Raw genomic sequence first — 22,883 nt, 5'->3', positions numbered from 1 at the left:
CTCAGAACACCGTCTGCTTGTGCAGGCCCTTGGCCAGCATCAGGTCGACCAGCGGCTGCTCGCGCTTGTTCGCGCGGCGGCAGTGGTCCTTCTGCACGCGGTCGGTCAGCCAGATGATGACGCGCGCCCAGCGCCGGTCGCGGGCGCGCCAGGCATGGGAGGAGACCGACTCCCAGGCATAGCCGTTGAACAGGGTGGCGTTGACGAAATGGTCCATCGCCCGCACGCCGGCGCGGCCGCGCTCGGTGCGGCCGAAGAAGCCGATCCAGACCAGCAGCAGGTAGCCGAGCACGGCCAGCGGCACGATCGCGGTCATCACCAGGAATCCGGCCAGGCGTTCCTTCATGCGGCCTCCTGCGCGGCAGGGGCAGGCCGGCGGCGGATGCGCAGGCGGATGCCGTTGTCGGACCGGATGGTCAGGCGCCCGACCGGCTCGGGCACATGGCCCTCGACCGGCTCGAAGACGAACTCGCGCGCCAGCGTGGCCAGCACGAGCGCGCCCTCCTGCCAGGCGAAGGCCGCGCCGATGCAGACCCGCGGCCCCAGGCCGAAGGGCAGGTAGGCACGGCGCAGGGACTCGCGGGCGCTGGGCAGGGCCGGGCCTTCGGCCTCGGTGGCGGCGGCTTCGGCGACCTCGGGCGCGGGCTCGTCCTCGGCGCCGTAGCGGTCGGGGTCGAAGACGTCCGGGTCGGCCCAGAGGCCGCGGTGGCGGTGGATCAGCCAGGGCGAGACCAGCACCGAGGCGCCGGCCGGCAGCTTCTTGTCGCGCATCGGGCAGGCCTGGGCCGCTTCCCGGGCCAGGAAGCCGACCGGCGGGAAGAGCCGCAGCGTCTCGCGGAAGACATTGCGTGCCAGCACCAGGCCCTTGACCGCGCCGACCTCGTCGGGCATCGGACCGGGCCCGAGCTGGCGCAGCGCCTCCTCGTGCAGACGCTGCTGCACCTCGGGCGCATGGGCCAGCAGGTGCAGGGCCCAGGACAGCGCGCTGGCCGAGGTCTCGTGGCCGGCCAGGAAGAGCATGGCGACCTGGTCGACCAGTTCCTCGAAACGGAAGCCCTCGCCGGTGGCCGGGTCGCGCACCTGCAGCAGGGTGGCGAGGATGTCGTCGCCGCCCTCGTCCGCCCTCGCGTCGGCCGCCCGGGCGGCGTGGAAGGCGGCATGGCGCGGCTGGATCAGCGCGCTCAGCAGGCTGCGGATGGCCTCGGCGGCCTGGCGGCTGCGCCGCACCTGCCACCAGGGCCGCAGCCAGCGCAGGCCGAAGAAGGCCGGCATCATCAGCCGCGGCGCCAGGGCCTGGTAGCGCTCGAAGGCCTCGAAGATGCGGCGCGCATCGCCGCCGTCGAGCGGCTGCGAGAGGATGGTCCGCAGGATGATGTCCGCGGCCACATGGGTCATCTCGGTTTCGAGATCGTGCTCGCTGCCGTCGGGCACGGCCCGCAGCCGCGCGAGCATGGCCTCGGCCGCATCGCGCATGCGGCCGTAGACATGGCGCACGCGGGTGGCCTCGAAGGACGGGTTCATCAGGCTGCGCTGCCGCTGCCAGACCGCGCCATTGGTGGTGAAGATGCTGTCGCCCAGCAGCGGCCGCAGGGCGTCGCCGAGCATGGCGTGCTTGGGGAAGGCGGCCGCCTCGTCGACGAGCACGCGGCGCACCAGGGCCGGCTCGTTGACCATGTAGAGGTCCACCCCGGGCAGGTGGACCTCGCCCATCTTCATCGTGTAGCTGCGCGCGTACAGGCTGTCGAGCCAGGAGCGCCGCTTGCTGAAGAACATCGTCCACAGCGAGGGACGGCGGGCGGCGGGCGGCGGGTAGTGCGGACAGAAACGGCTCATGCAGGAGGCTGCCAGGGCGAGGGCCAGCGCAGACGCTCGGCCAGCGGATGCGGGCCGGCGAACAGCTCGAAGGGATCGTAGCCGTCCGCCCGCTCGGGCGATCGCAGGTATTGCAGGTGCAGGGCCTGGCGGTCCTTCAAGAGGCGGGCGTAGGCGGCCGGCGTCAGGGCCTTGTGGAACTGCGGCGAGACCTGGCGGCGGCGCATCGGGCCGTCCTCGCCGTACCAGGGACCGCTGCGCGGGAAGCCGGCCCAGTCGGTCGGCGCGCTGACGTCCAGCCAGTCCAGCGCCGCGCAGGCGCGCAGCGTGGCCAGCTCGGCCCGGAAGGCGCTGGCCTCCGGCAGTTCGGCCAGGATGGGCGTGCAGTGGCCCAGGCTCAGCATCGCCAGGGCCGGGCCCTGCCGACCCAGCCCGGGCGCACGCCGCAGCGCGCGGGCCAGGGCCGAAACGGCCAGCAGGCTGCCGGTGCTGTGGCCGACCAGCAGCAGCTCGCCGCGCGGCGCGCCGGCCGGCGTGGCGGCGGCCAGGGCCTCGGCCGCCTCGATCAGGGCCGTGGCCCAGGCCTCGATCCGCGCCTCCAGCGCGGGCGTGCGGCCCAGGGCCTGCGCGCGGGTATGGCCGTAGAGCCGCAGCAGCCAGTCGGCATGCAGGCGCCGGCCGAGGGTGTGGGCCAGCACGGCCCCGCCCAGCCCGCCCGCGGCCGCAGCCGCCAGCAGCGGCGCGGCGCCCGCCCCGGCCAGCGCGGCCCCGCCTGCGGCCAGGGCCACGCCGCCCAGCGGCCCGCCCAGGCCCAGGGCCAGCGGCAACACCGCCATGGCATGGGCCGGCCGAGCCAGGCGGCGGATGCGGCCCAGCACGCCCTGGCGCAGCAGGGCCGGGTAGACGAAGGCCGCGTCGCGCAGCGCGCGGCCGGGGCCCGCCACCCAGGCCGGGCGCACGCAGTCGTCCCAGGCCAGCAGGCTGAAGCGGACGGCCGGACGGCCGGACGGCCCGTTCAGGGTCCAGTCGGCGCGACCGGCATCGACCGGCTGCAGCGGCCCCAGGTGCAGGGCCGGCCGGCCTGCCGGCCGCTCGCGCAGGGTGCGACGCATCGCGCGGTGGACATGGCGTGGCGGGTGCGGATCGAAGCCGCCGACCAGCAGCACATGGCGTGGCCCGGCCTCAGCCATGCCCGGCTGCCGGCTTGCCGCGGGCCAGCACCGGCGCCAGCGCGACGCCGGTGTGGCTGCCGCCGGCCACCACCTGCTCGGGCGTGCCGGCGGCCACCAGGCGGCCGCCGCCGGAGCCGCCCTCGGGGCCGAGGTCCAGCACCCAGTCGGCCTCGGCGACCACATCGAGGTCGTGCTCGATCACGACCACGCTGTGGCCGGCATCGACCAGGCGGTGCAGCACGCGGATCAGCCGCGCGACATCGGCCATGTGCAGGCCGACCGTCGGCTCGTCCAGCACGTAGAGCGTGCGCGGCGGCGGCGGGCCGCGGCGCGGGGCCTTGGCGGGCGGATCCGCCGGCGCGGCTCCGGACGCATCCTCCGGCGGGATCTCCTCGCGCACCTTGCTCAGCTCGGTGACCAGTTTGATGCGCTGGGCCTCGCCGCCCGAGAGCGTCGGCGAGGGCTGGCCCAGGGTCAGGTAGCCCAGGCCGACGTCGCGCAAGAGGCGCAGCGGCCGGGCGATGGAGGGCATGGTGGCGAAGAAGTCCACCGCCTCGTCGACCGGCATCTGCAGCACCTCGCCGATGCTGCGGCCGCGCCAGCGCACGGCCAGGGTCTCGGCGTTGAAGCGGGCGCCGTGGCAGCGGTCGCAGGGCAGCTTCACATCGGGCAGGAAGGCCATCTCGATGGTGAGCACGCCCTGGCCCTCGCAGGCCGGGCAGCGGCCCTCGCCGGTGTTGAAGCTGAAGCGGCCCGGGCCGTAGCCCCGCGCCCGCGCTTCCAGGGTGTCGGCGTAGACCTTGCGGATCGTGTCCCAGAAGCCGATGTAGGTGGCCGGGCAGGAGCGCGGCGTCTTGCCGATCGGCGTCTGGTCGACCTCCAGCACGCGGTCGAGCGCACCGAAGCCCTCCAGCCGCTCGCAGCCCACCCAGGCCGGCCGATGGCCCGCGGCCAGCCGGGCGCGGCCCGCCGCCGTGCTGCTGAGCGCCACCGCGGCCTGCACATTGGCCAGCAGCACCTCGCGCGCCAGCGTGCTCTTGCCCGAGCCGCTGACGCCGGTGACGGCCACCAGGCGCCCCAGCGGCACGCGCAGGTCCACGCCCTGCAGGTTGTGCAGGCGGGCGCCGTGCAGGGCGAGCATCGGCCCGTCGGCGGCCACCGGCCGGCGCGGCCGGGTGGGGTGGCGCATGGGCTCGGCCAGGCAGCGGCCGGTGAGGGATTCGGGCGTGTCGATCAGCGTCTGCACCGTGCCCTCGGCGATCAGGCGCCCGCCCAGGCGACCGGCGCCGGGGCCGATGTCGATCACATGGTCGGCGCGGCGGATGGTGTCCTCGTCATGCTCGACGACGACCAGGGTGTTGCCCTCGGCGCCCAGGCGGGCCAGGGCGTCGAGCAGGATGCGGTTGTCGCGCGGGTGCAGGCCGATGGTGGGCTCGTCGAGCACGTAGCACACGCCCTGCAGCCGGCTGCCGAGCTGGGCGGCCAGGCGGATGCGCTGGGCCTCGCCGCCGCTCAGGGTGGGCGCGGCGCGGTCCAGCGTCAGGTAGCCGAGGCCGACGTCTTCCAGGAAGCTGAGCCGGCTCTTGATCTCGGTGGCCACGTCGCGGGCGATGGCGGCCTCGCGGCCGTCGAGCTTGAGCTTCTCGATCCAGCGCCGCGCCTCGGCCACCGGCAGCGCGGCCAGCTCGGCGAGGTTGCGGTCGCGGAAGCGCACGGCCAGGGCCACGGGGTTGAGGCGGGCGCCGTGGCAGCTGCCGCAGGGCGTGTCGGCCAGGTCCTCGACCTCGGGCTCGGCAAAGCTCTTCTCGCGGCCGCGGTCCTCGTCGGGCTTGCTGTCGTCCAGGACCTTGCGCTGCTCGCGGCTCAGGGCCAGGCCGGTGCCGACGCAGTCGGTGCACCAGCCGTGCTTGCTGTTGTAGGAGAAGAGCCTCGGGTCCGGCTCGGGGAAGCTGCTGCCGCACTGCGGGCAGGCGCGCTTGGTCGAGAAGACCTTGAGCTTGCCGATGCGCGCGGTGGGCGCGCCACTGGCCAGCGCGGCATGCAGGCCGTCGAGCGGCGCCAGCACGTGGACCACGCCCTTGCCGTGTTCCAGGGCCTGGGCCAGCAGCTCGCGCAGGCGGGCTTCCTGGGCCGGGTCGACCACCAGGTCGCCGACCGGCAGCTCCAGGGTGTGCTCCTTGAAGCGGTCCAGCCGTGGCCAGGGCGCGGTCGGCAGGAAGTGGCCGTCCACCCGCAGGTGGCTGTGGCCGCGCTGGGCGGCCCACTTGGCCAGGTCGGTGTAGAGGCCCTTGCGGTTCACCACCAGCGGCGCGAGCAGGCCGATGTGCTGGCCGCGGTGCTCGCGCAGCAGCTGGGCGGCGATGGCCTCGGCCGTCTGCGGCGTCACCGCGATGCGCGGCGGCGCCTCGCCGCCCTCGGACCGCGCCTGGGCCTCGGCCTGGGCCGCGCAGTGCGGGCAGTGCTGGGTGCCCAGCTTGACGTAGAGCAGGCGCAGGAAGTGCCAGACCTCGGTGGTCGTGGCCACCGTGCTCTTGCGGCCGCCGCGCGAGAGGCGCTGCTCGATGGCCACCGTCGGCGGGATGCCCCAGACCGCATCGACCTCCGGCCGCCCGGCCGGCTGCACGATGCTGCGCGCGTAGGCATTGAGCGATTCGAGGTAGCGGCGCTGGCCCTCGTTGAACAGGATGTCGAAGGCCAGGGTGCTCTTGCCCGAGCCGCTGACGCCGGTGATGACATTGAAGCGGCCGCGCGGGATGTCCACGCTCAGGCCCTTCAGGTTGTGCTCGCGGGCGTGGACGATCTGGATCGCGCCCGCGTCGTCGCGCGTGAGCGTGCCGGCGCGCGCGGCGCGGGCCACGGTCTGCAGCGGCAGGCCCTCGTCCTCGGCGGCGGCGGGCCGTGCGGCGGCATAGGGGCTGCGCGACTCGGCCGCCTGAAGCCGGGGCGCCGCGTCGTTCGCCGCCTCGGCCACCGGCGTCTCCCGTCCCAGCGCTTCCTCGTAGGAGCGCAGCGCCGCGCCGGTGTGCGAGTCGGGATGCCGCGCCACCGCGGCCGGCGGCCCCTCGGCCACCAGCAGGCCGCCGCCCTCGCCGCCTTCGGGGCCGAGGTCGAGCAGCCAGTCGGCGCTGCGGATCACGTCGAGGTTGTGCTCGATCACGATCAGCGAATGCCCGGCCTCCAGCAGGCGCCGGAAGGCGCGCATGAGCTTGGCGATGTCGTCGAAGTGCAGGCCGGTGGTCGGTTCGTCGAAGAGGAAGAGCGTGCCCTTCTTGGCCAGCTTCTGGCGGCTGGCCGGCGTGGCCTTGGCGGCCTCGGCCAGGAAGCCGGCCAGCTTCAGGCGCTGGGCCTCGCCGCCGCTGAGGGTGGGCACGGGCTGGCCGAGCTTGACGTAGTCCAGGCCGACTTCGGCGATGGGCGCGAGCGTGCGCACGACCTCGCGGTCCTCGGCGAAGAGGCGCAGGGCGTCGGCGACGGTCAGCTCCAGCACGTCGGCGATGCTGAGCGCGCGGCCGCCGCGCTCGATGGTGACCTCGCGCAGCTCGGCGCGGAAGCGCGTGCCCTCGCAGTCGCCGCAGCGCAGGTAGACGTCGCTGAGGAACTGCATCTCCACATGCTCGAAGCCCGAGCCGCCGCAGCCCGGGCAGCGGCCCTCGCCGGCGTTGAAGCTGAACATGCCCGCGCCGTAGCCGCGCTGCTGGGCCAGCGGCGCCGCGGCGAAGAGGGCCCGCACGGCGTCGAAGGCGCCGACGTAGCTGGCCGGGTTGGAGCGCGCGGTCTTGCCGATCGGGCTCTGGTCGACGAAGACGGCATCCGCCAGCCAGTCCGCGCCCATCAGCCGCTCGTGCGCGCCGGGCGTCTCGCTGGCCTGGCCGAAGTGGCGGGCCAGGGCGGGGAAGAGCACGTCCTGGATCAGCGTGCTCTTGCCCGAGCCGCTGACGCCGGTGACGACGACCAGGCGCTGCAGCGGGAACTCGGCGCTCACGCCCTTCAGGTTGTGCTCCCGCGCGCCCTCCAGGATCAGGCGCGGCGTGCTGTCGGTCACCGGCCGGGCCAGGCCCAGGCCGATGCGGCGGCGCGCGCCGAGGTAGGCGCCGGTCAGGGTGGCGGCGGCCTTCAGGTCCTCGGGCGGCCCGTCGAAGACGATGCGCCCGCCCTGGCTGCCCGGACCGGGGCCGAGGTCGATCACGCGGTCGGCGGCCAGCATCACGGCCGGGTCGTGCTCGACGACGACCAGGGTGTTGCCGGCGTCGCGCAGGCGGTGCATGGCGCGGACGATGCGGTCCATGTCGCGCGGGTGGAGGCCGATGCTGGGCTCGTCCAGCACGAAGAGGGTGTTGACCAGGGAGGTGCCCAGGGCCGTGGTCAGGTTGATGCGCTGCACCTCGCCGCCGCTGAGGGTGCGGCTCTGGCGGTCGAGGTTGAGGTAGCCCAGGCCCACGTCGCAGAGGTACTTCAGGCGCTTGCGGACCTCGTCGAGCAGCAGGGCCAGGGCCTCGTCGAGCAGGCTGCTGGGCAGGCTGAGGCCGTCGAAGAACTGGCGCAGCCGGTCCAGCGGCAGCAGCATCAGGTCGTGCAGGCCCAGGCCCGGCAGGGCTTCGAGCTGGGTGCGCGACCAGGCCACGCCCTGCGGCAGGAAGCGCTGGCCGGCGGGCAACAGGGCCTCGCTGCCCGGGGCGCCAAGGCGCCACAGCAGCGACTCCGTCTTGAGCCGCGCCCCGCCGCAGGCCGGGCAGCCGGTGTAGCTGCGGTACTTGGACAAGAGCACGCGGATGTGCATCTTGTAGGCCTTGCTCTCCAGGTAGTCGAAGAAGCGCTTCAGGCCGTACCACTGCTTGCCCCAGACGCCCTGGTAGGCCGGGTCGCCGTCGATCACCCAGGCCTGCTGGGCCGGGCTCATCTGCACCCAGGCGGTGTCGCGGGGGATGCCGGCCTCCCCGGCCAGGCGCATCAGGTCGTCCTGGCATTCGGACCAGGCCGGCGTCTGCAGCGGCTTGACGGCGCCGCCGCGCAGGGTCTTGCGGCCATCGGGCACAACCAGGCCCCAGTCCACGCCGATCACGCGGCCGAAGCCACGGCAGGTCTCGCAAGCCCCGGCCGGGCTGTTGAAGGAGAACAGTGCCGGGCTGGGCGCGGTGTAGCGCAGGCCGCTGTCGGGGCAGTGCAGGCCGCGGCTGAAGCGCCAGAGCGGGGGCTCGGAAGCCTCTCCCCCGTCCGCCAGCGGCAGGGCATGCACATGCAGGCGGCCGGCGCCGCGGCGGAAGCCGGTTTCCAGGGCCTCGATCACGCGGGCGGCCTCGACGGCCGGCTGGCCGTCCTCGTCGCGCAGCTTGAAGCGATCGGCGACCACGTCGAGCTGCTTCATCGGCGTGCCGGCGCCGGGGGCGGGCGGGGCTTCGCGCTCGGCCTGCACGCGGGTGTAGCCGCTGGCCGAGAGCCACTGCTCGACCTCCTCGGCGCTGACGCTGGCGGGCAGCTCGACCGGGAAGCAGACGATCAGGCGCTGGCCCGGCCGCGCGCGGGCGAGCAGCTCGGCGTGCACGCTCTGCGGGTCGTCCTCGCGCACCGGCTGGGCGGTCTCGCGGTCGAAGAGCCGGGCGGCGCGCGCGAAGAGCAGCTTCAGGTGGTCGTTCAGCTCGGTCATCGTGCCGACCGTGCTGCGGCTGCTGCGCACCGGGTTGGTCTGGTCGATGGCGATGGCGGGCGGCACGCCGTCGACGCTGTCGACCGCCGGGCGGTCCATGCGGTCGAGGAACTGGCGCGCATAGGCCGAGAAGGTCTCGACGTAGCGGCGCTGGCCCTCGGCATACAGGGTGTCGAAGACCAGGCTGGACTTGCCCGAGCCGCTGGGGCCGGTGACGACGGTCAGCTCGCCGGTGCGCAGGTCCAGGTCGAGGTTCTTGAGGTTGTGCTGCCGCGCACCGCGGATGCGGATCCGACCCTGCGTCATGGGAGGCCTGTGGAAAAGGGGACCGGTGAGTTTAGGAAGGCGGCGCCGGTCGCGGGCCCGCAGGGTCAGGGGGGCGTGGCGACCCGGGCCGGCAGGCGGGCCCAGAGGGCACGCTGCTCGGCCGGACTGGCCTGCGGCCAGGCGGCGATCTCGTCCAGGCTGCGCAGGCAGCCGATGCAGAGACCGCGCACCGGGTCGATGCGGCAGACCTGGATGCAAGGGCTGGGCGCGGCCTGGTCGGCCGGCAGCGCCGCCAGGGCAGCGGCCCGGGCACGCAGGGGCGCCGGGAGACGATGGATGTCGCGCATGGCCACGGATTCTGCGCCCCGGCGCCCATGCCCCCGCATCGGCCGCCGGGCCGCGGGACTGCGCAGAATGCGGCGCAAATCCCGGTCCCGATGACGCCGCCCTGCCCCGCCCCGCCCCCGCCGGGCTGCCATGCCGAACTGGCCGCCCGCGAGCGGGCCGGCATCGACTACCGCATCGTCTGCCGGCCGGTGGCGGGCGCGCGGCTGCTGGTGCTCGCGCCGCATGCCGGACGCATCGAGCGCGGCTGCTCGGGCCTGGCACGGGCGATTGCCGGCGAGGAGGCTTCGCTCTACCTCTTCGAGGGCCTGCGCGAAACGCTGAACTTCGAACGCCTGCACCTGCCGAGCAGCCGCTTCGACGAGCCCCAGGCCCTGGCGATGGCGGCCAGCGCCGAGCGCGTGCTGACCGTGCACGGCTGCGAGGGGCGGGACGATGCCCGCGTGCTGCTGGGCGGCCTGGACCGGCCACGGGTGGCGCGGCTGGCGGCCGCGCTGGAGGCCGCCGGCATCCCGGCCGAGACCGAGGGGCACCGCTTCCCCGGGCGGCATCCGCAGAACATCTGCAACCGCGCCCCGGCCGGGCTCGGTCTGCAGCTGGAATTCACCGGCCCGCTGCGCGAGGGGCCGAAAGAGGCGACGGCGGTGGCTGCGATCCGGGCCGCCCTGGCAGCCGAGGGCCTGCTCGGCCCGGCGCCGCGGCTCAGCCGATGAGCGATTCGTGCACGATGCGCCAGCGCTGGCCGTCATGCGTCCAGTACTGGCGGCGGACGACGCCGGTGCGGGCCCCGCGGCCGACGTCGCCGAAGGTGACGACGGCATGGTCGAGCTGGTCGCGCCAGGTGAAGATGCTCAGGTCCTTCGGCGACTGGAAGCGCTGCGGGCTGTCCGGTACCGTGCGGGCCGACACGCGGCGCAGCGTGGGCGCCTCGGCCAGCGGGCTGGCCGAGGCCGCGTAGAAGGCGGCCAGGCGCGAGGCGTCGCCCAGGTCGCGGGCCTGCCACCAGGCGCGCAGGGCCTCGCCGAAGCCGCGGTTGCTGCGCTCGGCCGCTTCGGGCAGGACCCAGTCCAGCTTGTGCGCGACGACGACCGGGGTGCCCTGGGGCGCAACGGTCTGCATCAGCCGCTGCATGTCGGGGTTGGACAGCACGATGCAGCCATCGGTGCTGAGCGGTGCCCGCGCATAGTTCGCCGCCGGCGTGCCATGCAGCCAGATGCCGCTGCCGGTGCGCCCCTTCAGCCGGTCGACCTCGTTGGGGTAGTTCAGCGTCAGGGCGCCGGTGCCGTACAGGTCGGCAAGCTGCTTGCCGTCGAGGCGGCTGGTGGTGAAGTAGACGCCGACGGGGGTGCGCTGATCGCCCTCGACGCGCTTGTCGACGCCGGACTTGCCGAGCGAGACATAGTGGTCGGCGACCAGGCGCAGGCCACGCTCGGAACGCTCGAAGAGGTAGAGCCGATGGCGCGAGGCATCGACGGCCACCGCATGCCGCACCGTCGCCGGCAAGGCGAGGAAGGCGCTGGGCAGCCGGCCGGCCGGCGGCCGATCCTGCAGGGCCAGCAGGCGCTGGCGGGCCTCGTCGCGGAGCTGCAGCAGGGCCTCGCCCTGGGCGGCATTCAGGCGGGACGGCAGCACGCTGCTGGCACCGAAGCGCCCGGCCTGGGCACTCAGCAGGTCGCCGAGCAGCATGTGGCCCAGCTGGAACTGCGGGTAGTCGCGGACCAGGCGCTCGGCCTGGGCGCGGGCTTCCGCCATGCGGCCCTCACCGATCAGCCGGTGGATCGCGAGCAAGCGGGCCTCGGCCTGCGCACTGCCGGCCGAAGCGGCCGAACCGGGACCGGCCGCCAGCGTCGCCCCGGCAAGCCCGACCGACCCGGCCGCGGCGAGGGGGGCCGCGCGGGCGACCGGGGACGGACGGCGGGCCTGGGCTGGAGCTCGCAGGCCTCGGCCACCCTCGCGGGCCGCCGCCGCCTTCGCCGCCTCGCCGCGCCGGGCCTCACGGGCCTCGGCCGGGGCCTCGACGGCCAGGGCAGCCGACAGCAGCATGAGGCAGGCCAGGCGCCCGCACAGCCCCCGCATGCTCAAGACCCGGTGCTCTCGCGTTCGATGCGCCACTGACCGCCCTGCTGCACGAGCTTGAGGGTCTTGCGCGAATTGGCCGAGAAGGTGTCGGCCCGGTAATCCTGGCGGAAGGACACCGTGGCCTGCTTGCCGCGGATGTCGATGCGCCAGTCGTCCAGGCTGACGCGGATCGTCTTCTTGCTGGTGATGCGCTCGCGGCGGCTGTCTTCCCAGGCGGCGCGCTTCATGCCGTCGGCGGCGTAGTCGGGGGTGTAGGCCGCGAAGTAGGCCTTGAGGTCCTTGCGGCTCCAGGCCTCGGCCCAGGCCTCGACGGCGCGGCGGACCTCGGTCTGGGCCTCGCTGGCCGGCGCCGTCGTGGCCCCGCCGGAGACCGGCTTGTCGGCCTCGGCCGAGATGATCGCCGGCTGGGCCGGCAGGGCGACCGGTGCCGCCGGGGTGGCCGCGACGGAAGGCACCGGAGCCACCTCCGGATCACGCGGCGCCGCCCCGGGAGCCTGCGGGCCCTTCAGCGAAATCAGCTCGCGGATCATGGCCAGCTTGGGGGCGGCCCGGGCATTGCCGGCATCGAGCTGCAGCGCCTTGCTGTAGGCCTGGCTGGCCAGCTTGGCATAGAGATCGCCGAGGTTCTCGTGCGCGGTCGCGTAGCTGGGGTTGGTGCGGATCGCCGTCTCCAGCGCACTGCGGGCCCGGTCGAACTGCCCCTGGTTCGCGTAGAGGACGGCCAGGTTGTTGTAGGGCTCGGGCAGTTCGGGATGGTCCTGCACCAGCTTGTTGAAGACCGCGATGGCTTCGCTGGCGCGGTTCTGCTCGGCCAGGGCCACGCCGCGCAGGAAGCGCAGCTGGACGTCGTCGGGACGCTTGGCCAGCCTTTGATCGACCAGCCGCAGGGCCTCGACCGCCCGGCCGGACTGCAGCAGCTGGGCCACCTCGTCGGCCTCGTCGGCCCGCACAGGCCCGACGGAGGCCAGCATCAGCACGAGCAGCGCGGCCGGCGCCGCGACAGAACGCAGTCGGTGGAAAGGGGACGGCAAGACGGACTCCAGCGGTGATCGCGGGATTCTAGGCGGCCCCCTCGCCGCAGCCCGACCGGCCGAGGCGTCGGGACGACATCCTGCACGGACTCGACGAGGGTCCGGCTCGACCGCATGAAAAACGGCCTCTTGCGAGGCCGTTGGGTGCTGCGGCCGCCGGCCTGGGCCGGCGGTTGACCTCAGCCGCCGAGGGTGCCCGGCAGGTTACCCAGGTCCAGCGGCAGCTCGGTCAGCAGGGACGGGGTGGCCGGCAGGGCAGCCGGCAGATCACTCACCGCACCGGTCACGGTGTCGAGCAGCCCCCCGCCCAGCAGGCCATCCGTGCCGCCGAGAAGACCGTCTGCACCGCCGAGCAGGCCACCGGTGCCCCCCGGCAGCAGCGAGCCGACGGTGTCGAGCACGGTCTCCACCAGGCCGCTGGTGGCCCCGCCGCCCAGCAGGTCACCCGTGCCCGGCAGGGCGGAGCTCACGGTGTCCACCAGATTGCCGACCAGGCCGCCCGCGTCTGCACCGCCGAGCAGGTTGCCGCCCAGGAGGTCGCCGGTGCCCGGCAGCGCCGAGGTGACGGTGTCGAGCAGCCCCCCGACCAGGCCCACCGGGCCGGCCGCGGCGCCTTGACCCGCCACGCCCAGCAGACCGTCGAGCAGCCCGCCCACCGGATCGGCGCCCGAGGCCGAGCCGAGCAGCCCCCCCAGCAGGCCGCCATCGACATTGAGCGCGTCGGTCAGCAGCAGGTCGCCGACCGCATCGGTCACGGTATCCACCGTGCCGTTGACGGCATCGGACAGGCCCGCATTGCCCGTCACCACATTCAGGACCGGGCTGACCTCGGCGACGGTGGCGTCGACCACGTCGAGCAGGCCGCCGCCCGCCAGGTTGTCCCCGAGGGCGAGCTGGTCGACGAGATCGGTCGTGTCATCCACCAACTGGTCCAGGCCGGAGGTCAGCCCGCCGGTGTCGCCCAGCAGACCGCTGGTCAGGCCGGTGCCGAGCAAGCCGCCCAGCAGGTTGTCGACGACGTCGGTGACCGTGTCGACCACGCGATCCACGCCATCGGTCAGGGTGGGATCGGCAGGCCCGGTGGGGCCCGTCGGCTCGGTCGGGCCCGTGGGACCCGTCGGGCCGGTCGGACCCGTGGGGCCGGTCGGCGTGGTCGGGCCAGTCGGGCCCGTGGGGCCGGTCGGCTCGGTGGGACCCGTCGGGCCGGTGGGGCCGGTGGGACCCGTCGGCGTGGTCGGACCCGTCGGGCCGGTGGGGCCCGTGGGACCCGTCGGCGTGGTGGGACCGGTCGGGCCCGTGGGACCGGTGGGCGTGGTCGGACCGGTGGGGCCCGTGGGGCCGGTCGGCGTGGTCGGACCCGTGGGGCCGTTGTTGTCATCGTCCCCGTTGTTGGCCGCGGCCAGGCCGGCCGCGAGGAGCGCACCGCCCGCCAGCCAGGGCAGCAGGCCGGCACCGCCGGCCGCCTCTTCGCCGCCGGCTGCCGCACCCACCGCAGCAGCGCTCTTCTTGACGAGGGTGATCGGCTGGGCGTCAACGATCTCGACGAACTCGGCATCGCCGGCAACCACGAGCAGGTCCCCGCTGGCCGCTGCCGGATCGACCTTGGCCGGCTGGATGACGACTTCGGAGTTCGGGGCAACCTTGACCAGGGCCTGGCGGCTGCCGTCGCCGTTCGGGACCACGACCTCGACGGCCTGGTTGCCCGTCACGACGCGGTCACCGGCCACCAGCGCCTCGCGCGGGCCCACGGTGACCGGCTGACCGGCACGCAGGACGACGAGGCCCTGGGAGGCAGTGGCTTGGGCTGCGGTCGCCGCGGCAGGCGCTTCGGTCGCGAGGTTCACGGCGGCGACGCTGCCACCTGCATTGGTGTTTTCCATGGGGGTCGTCCTTGTCAAAACGTTGTCCGGCGATCGCAGATGTATCGGCTGTGTCGTGAATATACCGAACGCCCCCCGGAAACGATTCGTGGCAGAACGCACATTCCGCGGCCTGGCGGTCGGCGGCCCCCTCAGCCACGGGCCGGGAGGGAGCCGCAGGCAGGCCGGTCTCGGCGACACGGTTTTCCTGTTGCACACTTCGGGCCTTGCGTGGGGAGCCCTTCGTCACCGTGATGGATCCGTATCCTGGGTCTGCCCCACCTGCCCGCCGTCCCTGAGCCCCCCTGGAGTGATTTCCATGAAGACCACCCCCCGCCTGTTGACGCTGCTGCTTGCGGCCTCCCTCGGCCTCGCCGGCTGCGCCACCAAGGGCACGGAGGGCGCCAAGGAAGCGCCCCCGGCCACCTCGTCCAGCAGCGAGCAGAAGGTCGTGATCGAGTCGAACCTCGGCCGCGCCATCAGCCAGCCCGAGGCCCTGAGCATCGTCAAGGCGACCGAGGCCGACGGTGACAACCTGAAGACGCGCGACATCGTCTATTTCGACTTCGACAAGTACGACGTGAAGCCGGAGTACCGCGGCATCGTCGAGGCGCATGCCCGCACGCTGCGCTCGAGCCCCGAGTCCAAGGCCCGCATCGAAGGGCACACCGACTCGATCGGTTCGAGCGAGTACAACCTCGCGCTGGGCCAGCGCCGCTCGGAGGCGGTCCGCAAGATGATGGTGATCCTCGGCGTGCCGGAATCGCAGGTCGAAGCGGTCAGCTTCGGTCTCGAGCGCCCCGCCGTGCCGGGCAGCGACGCCGCCAGCCGGGCCAAGAACCGCCGGGCCGAGATCCGCTACTGACCTTCCGTCCGCCCGCGCAGCCTGCGCGGGTGACAGAACCCAAGGCAGGCAAGCCCCGCCAACCGATCCGGTTGACGGGGCTTGCGCTCTTTCAAGGCCGGGCGACGGGGCCCGAGCCCACGCCTCAGGGCGTTCCGCCAGCCGACAACAGCTTGTCGAGCAGGCCGGTCTCCAGCACCGGGCTGAGCGGGACCGTCAGGCCATCGACCAGCGGCAGGTCGCTGCTCAGGGACCCGACCGTGTCGAGCACGGCCTGCACCGGGGCAGCGAGCAAGTCTCCAGCCGGCAGGCCGGTGGCGACGCCGAGCAGACTGTCCAGACCGAGGTCGCTGCTGCCGGCCAGGCCGGCCAGCAGGTCCTGGACCGGCGCCAGGAGGTCGCCGACGACCGGCAGGCCCTCGAGCAGGGCCAGCGGGTCGCCGAGGCCGCCCCCCAGCAGGTCGCCCAGCAGGGGCAGACCGTCGGCCAGGCCGCCGCCACCCGCACCGGGCAGGGCAAGCCCGGCACCGGCCAGCAGATCGCCGACGGGGGCCAACAGGTCGCCCAGCAGCGGCAGATCCTCCAGCACCGTCAAGGGATCGCCCAGCCCGGCCCCGAGCAGGCCGCCGAGCAGCGGGAGATCCCCCCCGGCGAGCAGACCGTCCACCTGATCAAGCGCCGGGGCCAGGACCTCGAGCGCGCCGTCCATGATCAGCACGAGGTCGTCGAGCAGCACCCCCACGGCGTCCAGGACAGGGGCCACCGTGTTGTCCAGGCCGGTGACGGTCTCCGACGCGAAATCCAGAACCTGGCCGGCCTGGCCGAGCGCCGGCGCCAGCACGGGCAGCGCCTCGCCCAGCGGGTTGAGCAGGTCGCCGACCAGGGCGTGGACCTGATCGATCGCCCCTCCGGCCAGGTCGAGGCCCGGACCGAGGGCTTCGGTGGCCACGAGGCCGGCCACGGCCTGCACGGTGTCGACGGTCTGGCCCACAAGGTCGTGGGTCAGCACGCCCAGCGCGGCCAGATTGCCGGCATCGAGTGCGGTCTGCAGATCCGTGACGATGTCCTGAAGCAGATCGACCCCCGCGCCGACCAGCGGCACCAGGGTGTTGCCGAGAATCTGCTGGATGGCTTGCACGGTCTCGTCGAGCGGCAGGTCGTCCAGCACCGCGGGCAGGGGCAGATCGTTACCGAGCAGGCTTTCCAGCTGGTCGATGACCTGTCCGATCACCAGCTCGACCTGGCCCAGCGCGCTGCCCAGCGTGTCGCCGGGCCGCAGGCCGAGCCCACCGCCGAGCGGGGACGGCAGGGTGCCGACTGCGGCATTCCATCCGGAGAGGTCGCCGGTCAGCACGTCGCCGAGCAGGCCGTCCAGCCCCTCGGCCAGGCCGAGTGCGCTCGGGAGCCCGTCCTCGACCAGGCCCAGCAGACCGTCGACCGTCTCCACGGTGCCCTGGAGCAGCGGCAGCACCAGGTCGTCCAGCACGCCGCCCAAGTCCAGCACATCGCCGCTGAGGCTGCCGAGCAGGCCGAAGCCCGCCAGGCCGCTCGAGCCGCCGAAGGGGCCGAGATCCAGCAGCGGAAGGGCGACCCCGGCCACCGTGCCGCTGAGCAGCTCGGTCAGGGCCACGGTGCCGAGCAGGCCGTCGGGCAGCACCGGCAGCGTGTCCGCCAGCGGGCCGGCCTCCGTGAGGGGCTGGGCGGTTTGCAGGCCCAGGGCCTCGCCGAGGCTCAGGCTGAGCAGGGCGTGTTCAAGATCCAGCGTATCCATGCGAACTCCAGGTCAGCGTCCGGGCCCGATAGGGCGGAGGGCCGGACGTGGCATCAACCGGTCCGTCACGAACCGATCCTGCGCGTCTGCTGGAGTTACCGACCAGTCAGCGTCAGGGATTCGAGCGATCGCGCGGCAATTGAATCCGTGTGTTTCAGGGCTGCAGCCGCGATCAATGCCGCACCGGGTCCATCCGCAGCGACAGGCCTTGCGCCCAGGCCCCCAGCCGGGCCGGAGCCGCCTGGGACGGCTTGCGTTCGGCGCTGAGCACGGCGGGTTCGGGGGCGGCATTGCGCAACAGCTCGCGGACGCCGGAGCGGAAGTCCTCATCGGTGAACAGCGCCCGGGCCCAATCGGCCTCTCCGCCCTCCGGCGGCAGCAGCTTGCCCACTTCCTTGGCCAGCTTGAGTTCGTTGAGGCGCTGGTCGAAGACCGCATTGACCCAGTCGATCAGCACATTGTTGGCCTCCACCTGCGAATCCAGCATGGCCAGGGTGGTGGCACGGCCGGTCGCATTGAGGCGCTTGCGGGCCCGGAAGACGGCCACCGACTCGTTGGCTGCGGTCTGCAGCAGGGTCTCGCGCTGGCCGCCGAGGTTCGCCCGGCGCCATGCCGCGCTGACGGCCTGGGTCACATCACGCAGCAGGGCCTGCCGGCGCTGGTCCTGGCTGCCGACCTCCGCCTCGGCCCGCTGCACCTTGGCGGCACTCTCGAAGAAGGTGCCGGAGCCCAGGGCCATGCGGAAGCCGTAGGTCGGCTTCTCCGTGAAGCCACCGGGAAACTCGTAACGTTTGCTCACCGTCAGGTCCACGGCGGGGAAGCGGCCGGCCCGCTCGGCCTCCAGCCGATCCTGGGCCTGCTCCAGCTTGGCCGAGGCTTCGCGGAGGTCCGGATTCAGCAGCATGGCGATGCGCACGGACTCATCGAAGCCGGCGCTCAGCCAGCCGCCCGGAACACGCACCACCGGCAGCTGGTCCAGGCGCGGCGCCACGCCGAACAGGGCGGCGAAGCGGGCGCTGGCCTCCTCCAGGTTCAGGCGGTACTGAAGCACGCGATTGGCCGACAGGGCCATGCGGGAGGACGCGAGCCGCGCATCGGTCAGGCCGGCCCCGCCCAGCTCGGCCTTGCGCTCCTCGAGCTGCATCAGCTCGCGCAGGGCCGCCTCGGACGAGCTGCCGACTTCGGCCAGCAGGCTGAAGCGCAGCACCTGCAGATAGGCCGTCAGGGTGTCGAGGACGACCGTCTCGGCCGCCTTGCGGCCGAAGGCCTCCGACGCCGCCACCCCCTTGCGGGCCGCACGGATGCGTGCACTGGCCTTGCCGGCGTCGAAGACGGTGTAGGCCAGATTCGGCACCAGGCGCACGTCGGTGCGGCGGTCGCGGTCGTTGCCGAGGTCGGTCACGACATTGCCAAAGACGGTGTCGACCCCGAAGCGCGGATAGCGGGCCACTTCGGCCGCCCGCACCTCGGCCTGGCTGGCCGCGATCTCGGCCTGGGCCTGTTGCACCTCGGGCGCACTGCGCACCAGGGTGGCCAGGCGCTGGGCCATCTCCTCGGCCTGCGGGGAGACGGCCGCGGCGGGGCCGGCCCAGGCGATCAGGATGGCCAGCGCCATGGGGCGGCCAGGGAAACGGGGCATCGTTATCGGTCGCGGCATCTCAGGGCTCGCGGAAGGCTTCGGCGCTGACCTTGAGCACGGGGCGCAGCAGGAACCAGATGAAGGGCTGGTGACCGATGATCACGTCGACATCGGCCTGCATGCCGGGGGTGACCGGCTGCTTGGTCTTGCCGAGCGCCGTGCCTTCGGTCTCCACGACCATCTTGAAGTAGCTCTCCTGGCTCTCGGGCGCCTTGTCGGCGTCGGCGGCAATGCGCAGCACCTTGCCCTCGAGCGCACCGTAGCGCAGGAAGTCGTAGGCCGAGACCTTGATCTTCACCGGCATGCCGGCGGTGACGAGGCCGCGGTCGGCCGGCTTCAGGCGGGCCTCGACCTCGATCAGCGCATCCGTCGGCACGATCTCCAGCACCTGCTCGCCCGGCTTGACGACCCAGCCCGGCTGGCCCGAGCGCAGGCCCTTGACGATGCCGGTGGCCGGCGCGGTGATGCTGGTGCGCTCGCGCTGGCTGCGCGCACGGCGCAGGTCTTCGCTGGCGGTGGAGAGATTGCGCTCGGTGGTCAGCAGCTCCTCGGCAGCGCGGCGGCGGAAACGGCCCTCGGCCTCGGCCAGCTTGCCGCGCGCTTCGTCGGCGGCGGCCTGGGCCGACACCAGGCCCTGGCGGGTGCTGCTGAGCTCGGCCCGGGCCGTCTCGTACTCCTTGCGCAGCTGCAGGGCCTCCAGCTCGGCGACGAGCTTCTCGCGCGCGAGCTGGGCCGTCAGCTCGTACTCGCTCTTCAGGATCTCGACGCGAATCTTCAGACCTTCGATCTTGGCCTGCACCTCCTGGCCGCGGCTGGCGTGGATCTGCACCTGCGACCGGGCCGCCATCTCCTGGCCCTCCTGCTCCAGCAATCGGGCCCGGTAGGCCTGCAGCTCGGCATCCCGCACTTCCGGCGGAATGTCCTCGGGAAAAGCGGAGGCCGAGAGCGTGGCGCCGGTGGACTCGGCCGTCAGCCGCAGCTGGGCTGCACGCAAGGCGGCCACCTTGGCGGTGATCTCCTCGAGGTTCAGGCCGGCCGCGCCGAGGTCGATGCGCAGCAACTCGTCGCCGGCCTTGACCTGCTGCCCTTCCTTGACGAGCACCTCGCCGACGATGCCGCCCTCCAGATGCTGGACGGTCTTGGTGCGTGCGGACGGCACGATCTGCCCGGAGGCCGTGATCGTCGATTCGACGGGGATGAAGAGTGCGACCGCGAGGGCCGTCAGCACGGTGGCGACACCGGCTTTGGGGCCCCAGGCGCGCCAGCCCCGGGGGGCTGGCTCGTCGTGCTTGCGCTTAAGGCGTTCGAGGAACTGCTCGGCGTTGGATCCTGACACGCGGTCTCCGTGGACTTCGGGAATCGGGACGCGCTCAGGCGGCCCGTGCGCCGCCGGTCGGCAAGGTCACCGTGACCGGCGCGGCGCCGGTGACGGGAGCGGCCGGGGGGGTGTTGCGGGCGGCCGCATTGGCGACGTTGGAGAAATAGGTGGCGAGCGCTTCCTCGGTGCTGATCTTGAGCACCGTGCCGTCGCCGATCACCGAGAGCGCCGCATCGGCATTGGCCACCATGCGGGCCGAATGGGTCACGACCAGCACGGTGCGGATGCGAGCGATGGACTTGAGCGCCGCGATCAGCTGCAGCTCGCTTTCGTGGTCCAGGTCATTCGTCGGCTCGTCGAGCACCAGCACCACCGGATTGCGCAGCAGCACCTGGGCCAGCGCGATCTTGCGGCGCTCGCCGGCCGAAAGCGCCCGGCCGCCCTCGCGCAGCTGCGTGTTGTAGCCGCGCGGCAGCTTGGCGATGAAGGCGTGGGCCCCGGCCAGCTGGCAGGCGCGAACGATCTGGTCGTCGGTCGCGTCCGGTGCCACGCGGCGCAGCTGGTCGGCGATCGAGCCATCGAGGAAGTACACGTTCTGCGACAAGGTCCCGATCCAGCTCGCCGTCTCCTCGCGGGAGAACTGCTGCAGGTCGTAGTCGCCGAGCAGCAGTCGGCCCTGCTCCGGCCGGTAGAGGCCCGACAGCAGCTTCAGCAGCGTGGACTTGCCGGCCCCGTTGCGACCCACGATGGCATAGAACTGCCGCGGCTCCAGGCTCAAGGAGACCTCGTTGATGATGGGATCCAGCTCGGGGGAGAAGCGGAAGGTCACCCGGTCGAGGACCACGCGGCCGTTGGGGCGCGGCACCTCCAGCTCGCCACGGCCGGGCTCGACCTCGGCTTCGAAGACCCCCCGCAGGCGGTTGGCGGCCTCGATCGAATGCGCGAGCTGGCGCCAGGCACCGGCCAGGTTGGAGATCGGCGAGATCGCCTTCAGCGCCAGCATGTTGGCGGCGATCAGGCCGCCGATCGTCATCCACTGATTGACGACGGCCAGCGCGCCGAAGGCGGTGATGGCCACCGAGGTGATGATCAGCATCGAGTGCGACAGCTCGCGCGACTCCTCGATCTCGCCGCTCTTGGTGTAGCTCTCGGCCAGCCAGCTCTCGTAGTTGTCGCGCCACTGCTTGATGACGGCCGTCTGCTGCGCGAGTGACTTGACCGACTCGCGGGCACGGCAGACCTCGGCCGTCAGCATGTCGAGGTTGCGGGCCCGTTGCAGCTCCAGCACCTTGCCCGACTTGACCTCGTCGGCCAGCCACCAGGCCATCACGCTGAAGACCAGCAGGGCCAGCAGCACCACCGGCAGCACCGGCAGGGCGACGATGCCGATGATGACCAGCGCGAACAGGGCCACGGGCAGGTCGAAGACAGACTGCACGATCACCCCGGTCAGCAGCACCCGGACCGCACTGGCATCGCGGAACAGCGCCATCCAGGCCGCCGCGGTGCGCTCCTCCAGCGCGCGCAGCGGCTGGTTCAGCATGCGTTCGAGCAGGGCGCCCTGCAGCGACCAGTCGATCGAGGCCCCGGCCTCGCGCAGGCGCCGCGAGCGGCCGCGGCGCAGCATCCACTCGATGGCCACGGCCACCGCCACCCCGGCCAGCAGCGCGATGAGCGTCGACATGCCGTGGCGGTAGATCACGCGGTCGTAGACCTCCAGCGTGAACACCGAAGGCAGCAGGGCGAGCAGACCGATTGGCGCCGACAGCAGGGCCGAGACTTTCAGCAGCTTGCGGGCGTCGGAGAAGCCACGGGCCAGGCTGCCGCCGACCGCGGCATCCACCAGACCCCCCTTGGCGCGCAGGCGCTCGGGAAGAAGAAACTCAATCACGGCGAGGCATCCTCGTTGCGAAAACCGGACGGCAGGCCGCCCCGAGGCCCGCCCGGTGCGGCAGGGCGGCCGCTTGCGGGGGTCTCCAGCGCCAGGCGCTGGGCCTGACGAACTTCGCGCAGCCGCCGCAGCAGCAGGCGCAGCAGGGCGACGAGGCGCAGGGCCTCGTCGCGGAACTCAGGGTAGCGCTGCATCAGCAGCAGGCGCTGCTCGGCCTCGCGGCCGAGCTGGGCCTCGAGGCGTGACCAGGCATCGTCGCCCTGGCCCTCGGCCTCCAGCCCGGCATCCTGAACGGCACGCTGCCAGGCGTCGAGACGACCCCGCATTTCAGGCAGGCCGCTGAGCAGGGGTTCGACCGCGCGGACCTCGTCGGGCTGCAGCACGCCCAGGGCGAGCAGTCCGGCGATGACCTCGGAGGTCGGCAGGGGCTGGCTCATTCCGCCGCTCCGGCCACGGGATCCAGCTGGACGCGAAGCGTCGCCCGCAACTGGATCAGGCCGCGGCGCAGCCAAGTCTTGACCGTGCCCACCGGCAGGCCGAGCTGGGCCGCGATCTCGGGATTGGACAGGTCGTGATGGAACCGCAAGAACAGCACCTGACGGTAATGGGAGGGCAGGGCGCGCAAGGCCTGGGCAAAGGCTTCACTGCGGGCACTGACGCGGTCGAAGAGGCGATCCCGGCCGTCTTCGTGGCCGTCCTGCCAGGCCGTGATATCGGTCGACTCGCCGTCTTCTTGATCGAGCTGGGTGATGCGGGCGCGCTGAACCGCGTGGTTCATCGCCTGATTCCGGGCGATCTGGAACAGCCAGGCTTCGGGCCGACCGACCTTCTCGGGATCGTAGGACGAAGCGTAGCGCCAGACCCGCAGGAAAACGTCGTGTGCGACGTCCTCGGCCGCGTGCTCGTCGTGCAACACACGCATCGCATAGTTACGAATGCGGGCGCTGTAGCCGACGTAGAGCTCGCGCAGGGCCTGGCGGTCACGCTCCTGGATGCGGCGGATCAGCTGCACCATGCGGTCCGGCTCCGCGACAGGCACGGTCACGCGCAAGGAGGCGGCAACCGATTCGAGGCCCGTCGGCAGCACCAGGGTATTCATGGCCGGCCCCCTGCAAGCACGAAGCCTGCCCTCGCCCCGGGCCGGGACGCGCGTGCGGTGGAAGGAGGCGGGCAGAGCGACATCCGGGCCCCGGACAGGAAGACAGGCGACGAGA

16 protein-coding genes are annotated in these 22,883 nt (G+C 73.0%); 2 read left to right on the top strand and 14 right to left on the bottom strand.

The window, feature by feature from the left end; translation table 11 throughout:
- Position 1 precedes the first annotated feature (1 nt).
- From H4F90_RS08765 to H4F90_RS08745, 5 genes are all read right to left on the bottom strand, one after another.
- Positions 2–346 carry a hypothetical protein gene (locus tag H4F90_RS08765; RefSeq protein ID WP_182663615.1) on the bottom strand — a complete coding sequence of 115 codons (345 nt, stop codon included), beginning with the start codon at positions 344–346 and terminating at the stop codon, positions 2–4.
- Positions 343–1,833 (bottom strand): cytochrome P450, encoded by a 1,491-nt coding sequence (locus tag H4F90_RS08760; protein WP_182663613.1) that lies wholly within the window; start codon positions 1,831–1,833, stop codon positions 343–345. Before H4F90_RS08760 ends, H4F90_RS08765 begins: the two co-directional genes overlap by 4 nt.
- The gene (locus tag H4F90_RS08755; RefSeq protein WP_182663611.1) at positions 1,830–3,002 is read right to left on the bottom strand and encodes a hypothetical protein; all 1,173 of its coding nucleotides are present in this window, start codon (positions 3,000–3,002) and stop codon (positions 1,830–1,832) included. Before H4F90_RS08755 ends, H4F90_RS08760 begins: the two co-directional genes overlap by 4 nt.
- Positions 2,995–8,931 (bottom strand): excinuclease ABC subunit UvrA, encoded by a 5,937-nt coding sequence (gene uvrA, locus H4F90_RS08750; RefSeq protein ID WP_182663609.1) that lies wholly within the window; start codon positions 8,929–8,931, stop codon positions 2,995–2,997. The genes H4F90_RS08755 and uvrA overlap by 8 nt, the downstream gene beginning before the upstream one ends.
- 65 nt (positions 8,932–8,996) lie before the next feature.
- The gene (locus tag H4F90_RS08745) at positions 8,997–9,239 is read right to left on the bottom strand and encodes a DUF1289 domain-containing protein (protein WP_182663607.1); all 243 of its coding nucleotides are present in this window, start codon (positions 9,237–9,239) and stop codon (positions 8,997–8,999) included.
- Positions 9,240–9,329: 90 nt separating this feature from the next.
- On the opposite strand from H4F90_RS08745, the gene H4F90_RS08740 reads away from it, so the two are divergent.
- Positions 9,330–9,950 (top strand): poly-gamma-glutamate hydrolase family protein, encoded by a 621-nt coding sequence (locus H4F90_RS08740; RefSeq protein WP_182663605.1) that lies wholly within the window; start codon positions 9,330–9,332, stop codon positions 9,948–9,950.
- On the opposite strand, the gene H4F90_RS08735 is transcribed toward H4F90_RS08740, so the two are convergent.
- The 3 genes from H4F90_RS08735 to H4F90_RS15420 form a co-directional block, all read right to left on the bottom strand.
- Positions 9,940–11,280, bottom strand: a complete 1,341-nt coding sequence (locus H4F90_RS08735) for a L,D-transpeptidase family protein (protein ID WP_182663603.1) — start codon at positions 11,278–11,280, stop codon at positions 9,940–9,942. The genes H4F90_RS08740 and H4F90_RS08735 overlap by 11 nt on opposite strands.
- Positions 11,281–11,315: 35 nt before the next feature.
- The gene (locus H4F90_RS08730) at positions 11,316–12,347 is read right to left on the bottom strand and encodes a nuclear transport factor 2 family protein (protein ID WP_235972117.1); all 1,032 of its coding nucleotides are present in this window, start codon (positions 12,345–12,347) and stop codon (positions 11,316–11,318) included.
- A gap of 179 nt (positions 12,348–12,526) precedes the next feature.
- Positions 12,527–14,227, bottom strand: coding sequence for a hypothetical protein (locus H4F90_RS15420; RefSeq protein WP_220486113.1), 1,701 nt, complete (start codon positions 14,225–14,227; stop codon positions 12,527–12,529).
- Between the two features lie 298 nt (positions 14,228–14,525).
- Between H4F90_RS15420 and H4F90_RS08720 the strand changes: the two genes are divergently transcribed.
- Complete coding sequence (locus tag H4F90_RS08720; protein WP_182663601.1) at positions 14,526–15,071, top strand: OmpA family protein; 546 nt, start codon at positions 14,526–14,528, stop codon at positions 15,069–15,071.
- 124 nt (positions 15,072–15,195) lie between these two features.
- Here H4F90_RS08720 and H4F90_RS08715 read toward each other — a convergent pair whose 3' ends face one another.
- The 6 genes from H4F90_RS08715 to H4F90_RS08690 form a co-directional block, all read right to left on the bottom strand.
- Positions 15,196–16,821: a hypothetical protein gene (locus H4F90_RS08715; RefSeq protein WP_182663598.1), complete on the bottom strand. Its 1,626-nt coding sequence runs from the start codon at positions 16,819–16,821 to the stop codon at positions 15,196–15,198.
- A 172-nt stretch (positions 16,822–16,993) separates the two neighbouring features.
- On the bottom strand, positions 16,994–18,436 hold the full coding sequence (locus H4F90_RS08710) for a TolC family protein (protein ID WP_182663596.1): 1,443 nt from the start codon (positions 18,434–18,436) through the stop codon (positions 16,994–16,996).
- Between the two features lie 43 nt (positions 18,437–18,479).
- The gene (locus H4F90_RS08705; RefSeq protein WP_182663594.1) at positions 18,480–19,796 is read right to left on the bottom strand and encodes an HlyD family type I secretion periplasmic adaptor subunit; all 1,317 of its coding nucleotides are present in this window, start codon (positions 19,794–19,796) and stop codon (positions 18,480–18,482) included.
- Positions 19,797–19,830: 34 nt separating this feature from the next.
- Positions 19,831–21,669: a peptidase domain-containing ABC transporter gene (locus H4F90_RS08700; protein WP_182663592.1), complete on the bottom strand. Its 1,839-nt coding sequence runs from the start codon at positions 21,667–21,669 to the stop codon at positions 19,831–19,833.
- Positions 21,666–22,106 (bottom strand): hypothetical protein, encoded by a 441-nt coding sequence (locus H4F90_RS08695; protein WP_182663590.1) that lies wholly within the window; start codon positions 22,104–22,106, stop codon positions 21,666–21,668. The genes H4F90_RS08700 and H4F90_RS08695 overlap by 4 nt, the downstream gene beginning before the upstream one ends.
- The gene (locus H4F90_RS08690) at positions 22,103–22,768 is read right to left on the bottom strand and encodes an RNA polymerase sigma factor (protein WP_182663588.1); all 666 of its coding nucleotides are present in this window, start codon (positions 22,766–22,768) and stop codon (positions 22,103–22,105) included. The genes H4F90_RS08695 and H4F90_RS08690 overlap by 4 nt, the downstream gene beginning before the upstream one ends.
- Between the last annotated feature and the right edge of the window lie 115 nt (positions 22,769–22,883).

The sequence above is a fragment of the Aquariibacter albus genome (assembly GCF_014145335.1).
Taxonomy (GTDB): domain Bacteria; phylum Pseudomonadota; class Gammaproteobacteria; order Burkholderiales; family Burkholderiaceae_C; genus Aquariibacter; species Aquariibacter albus.
Note: the sequence above shows the minus strand (reverse complement) of the source record. Positions and strands in the feature narration are given on the sequence as shown.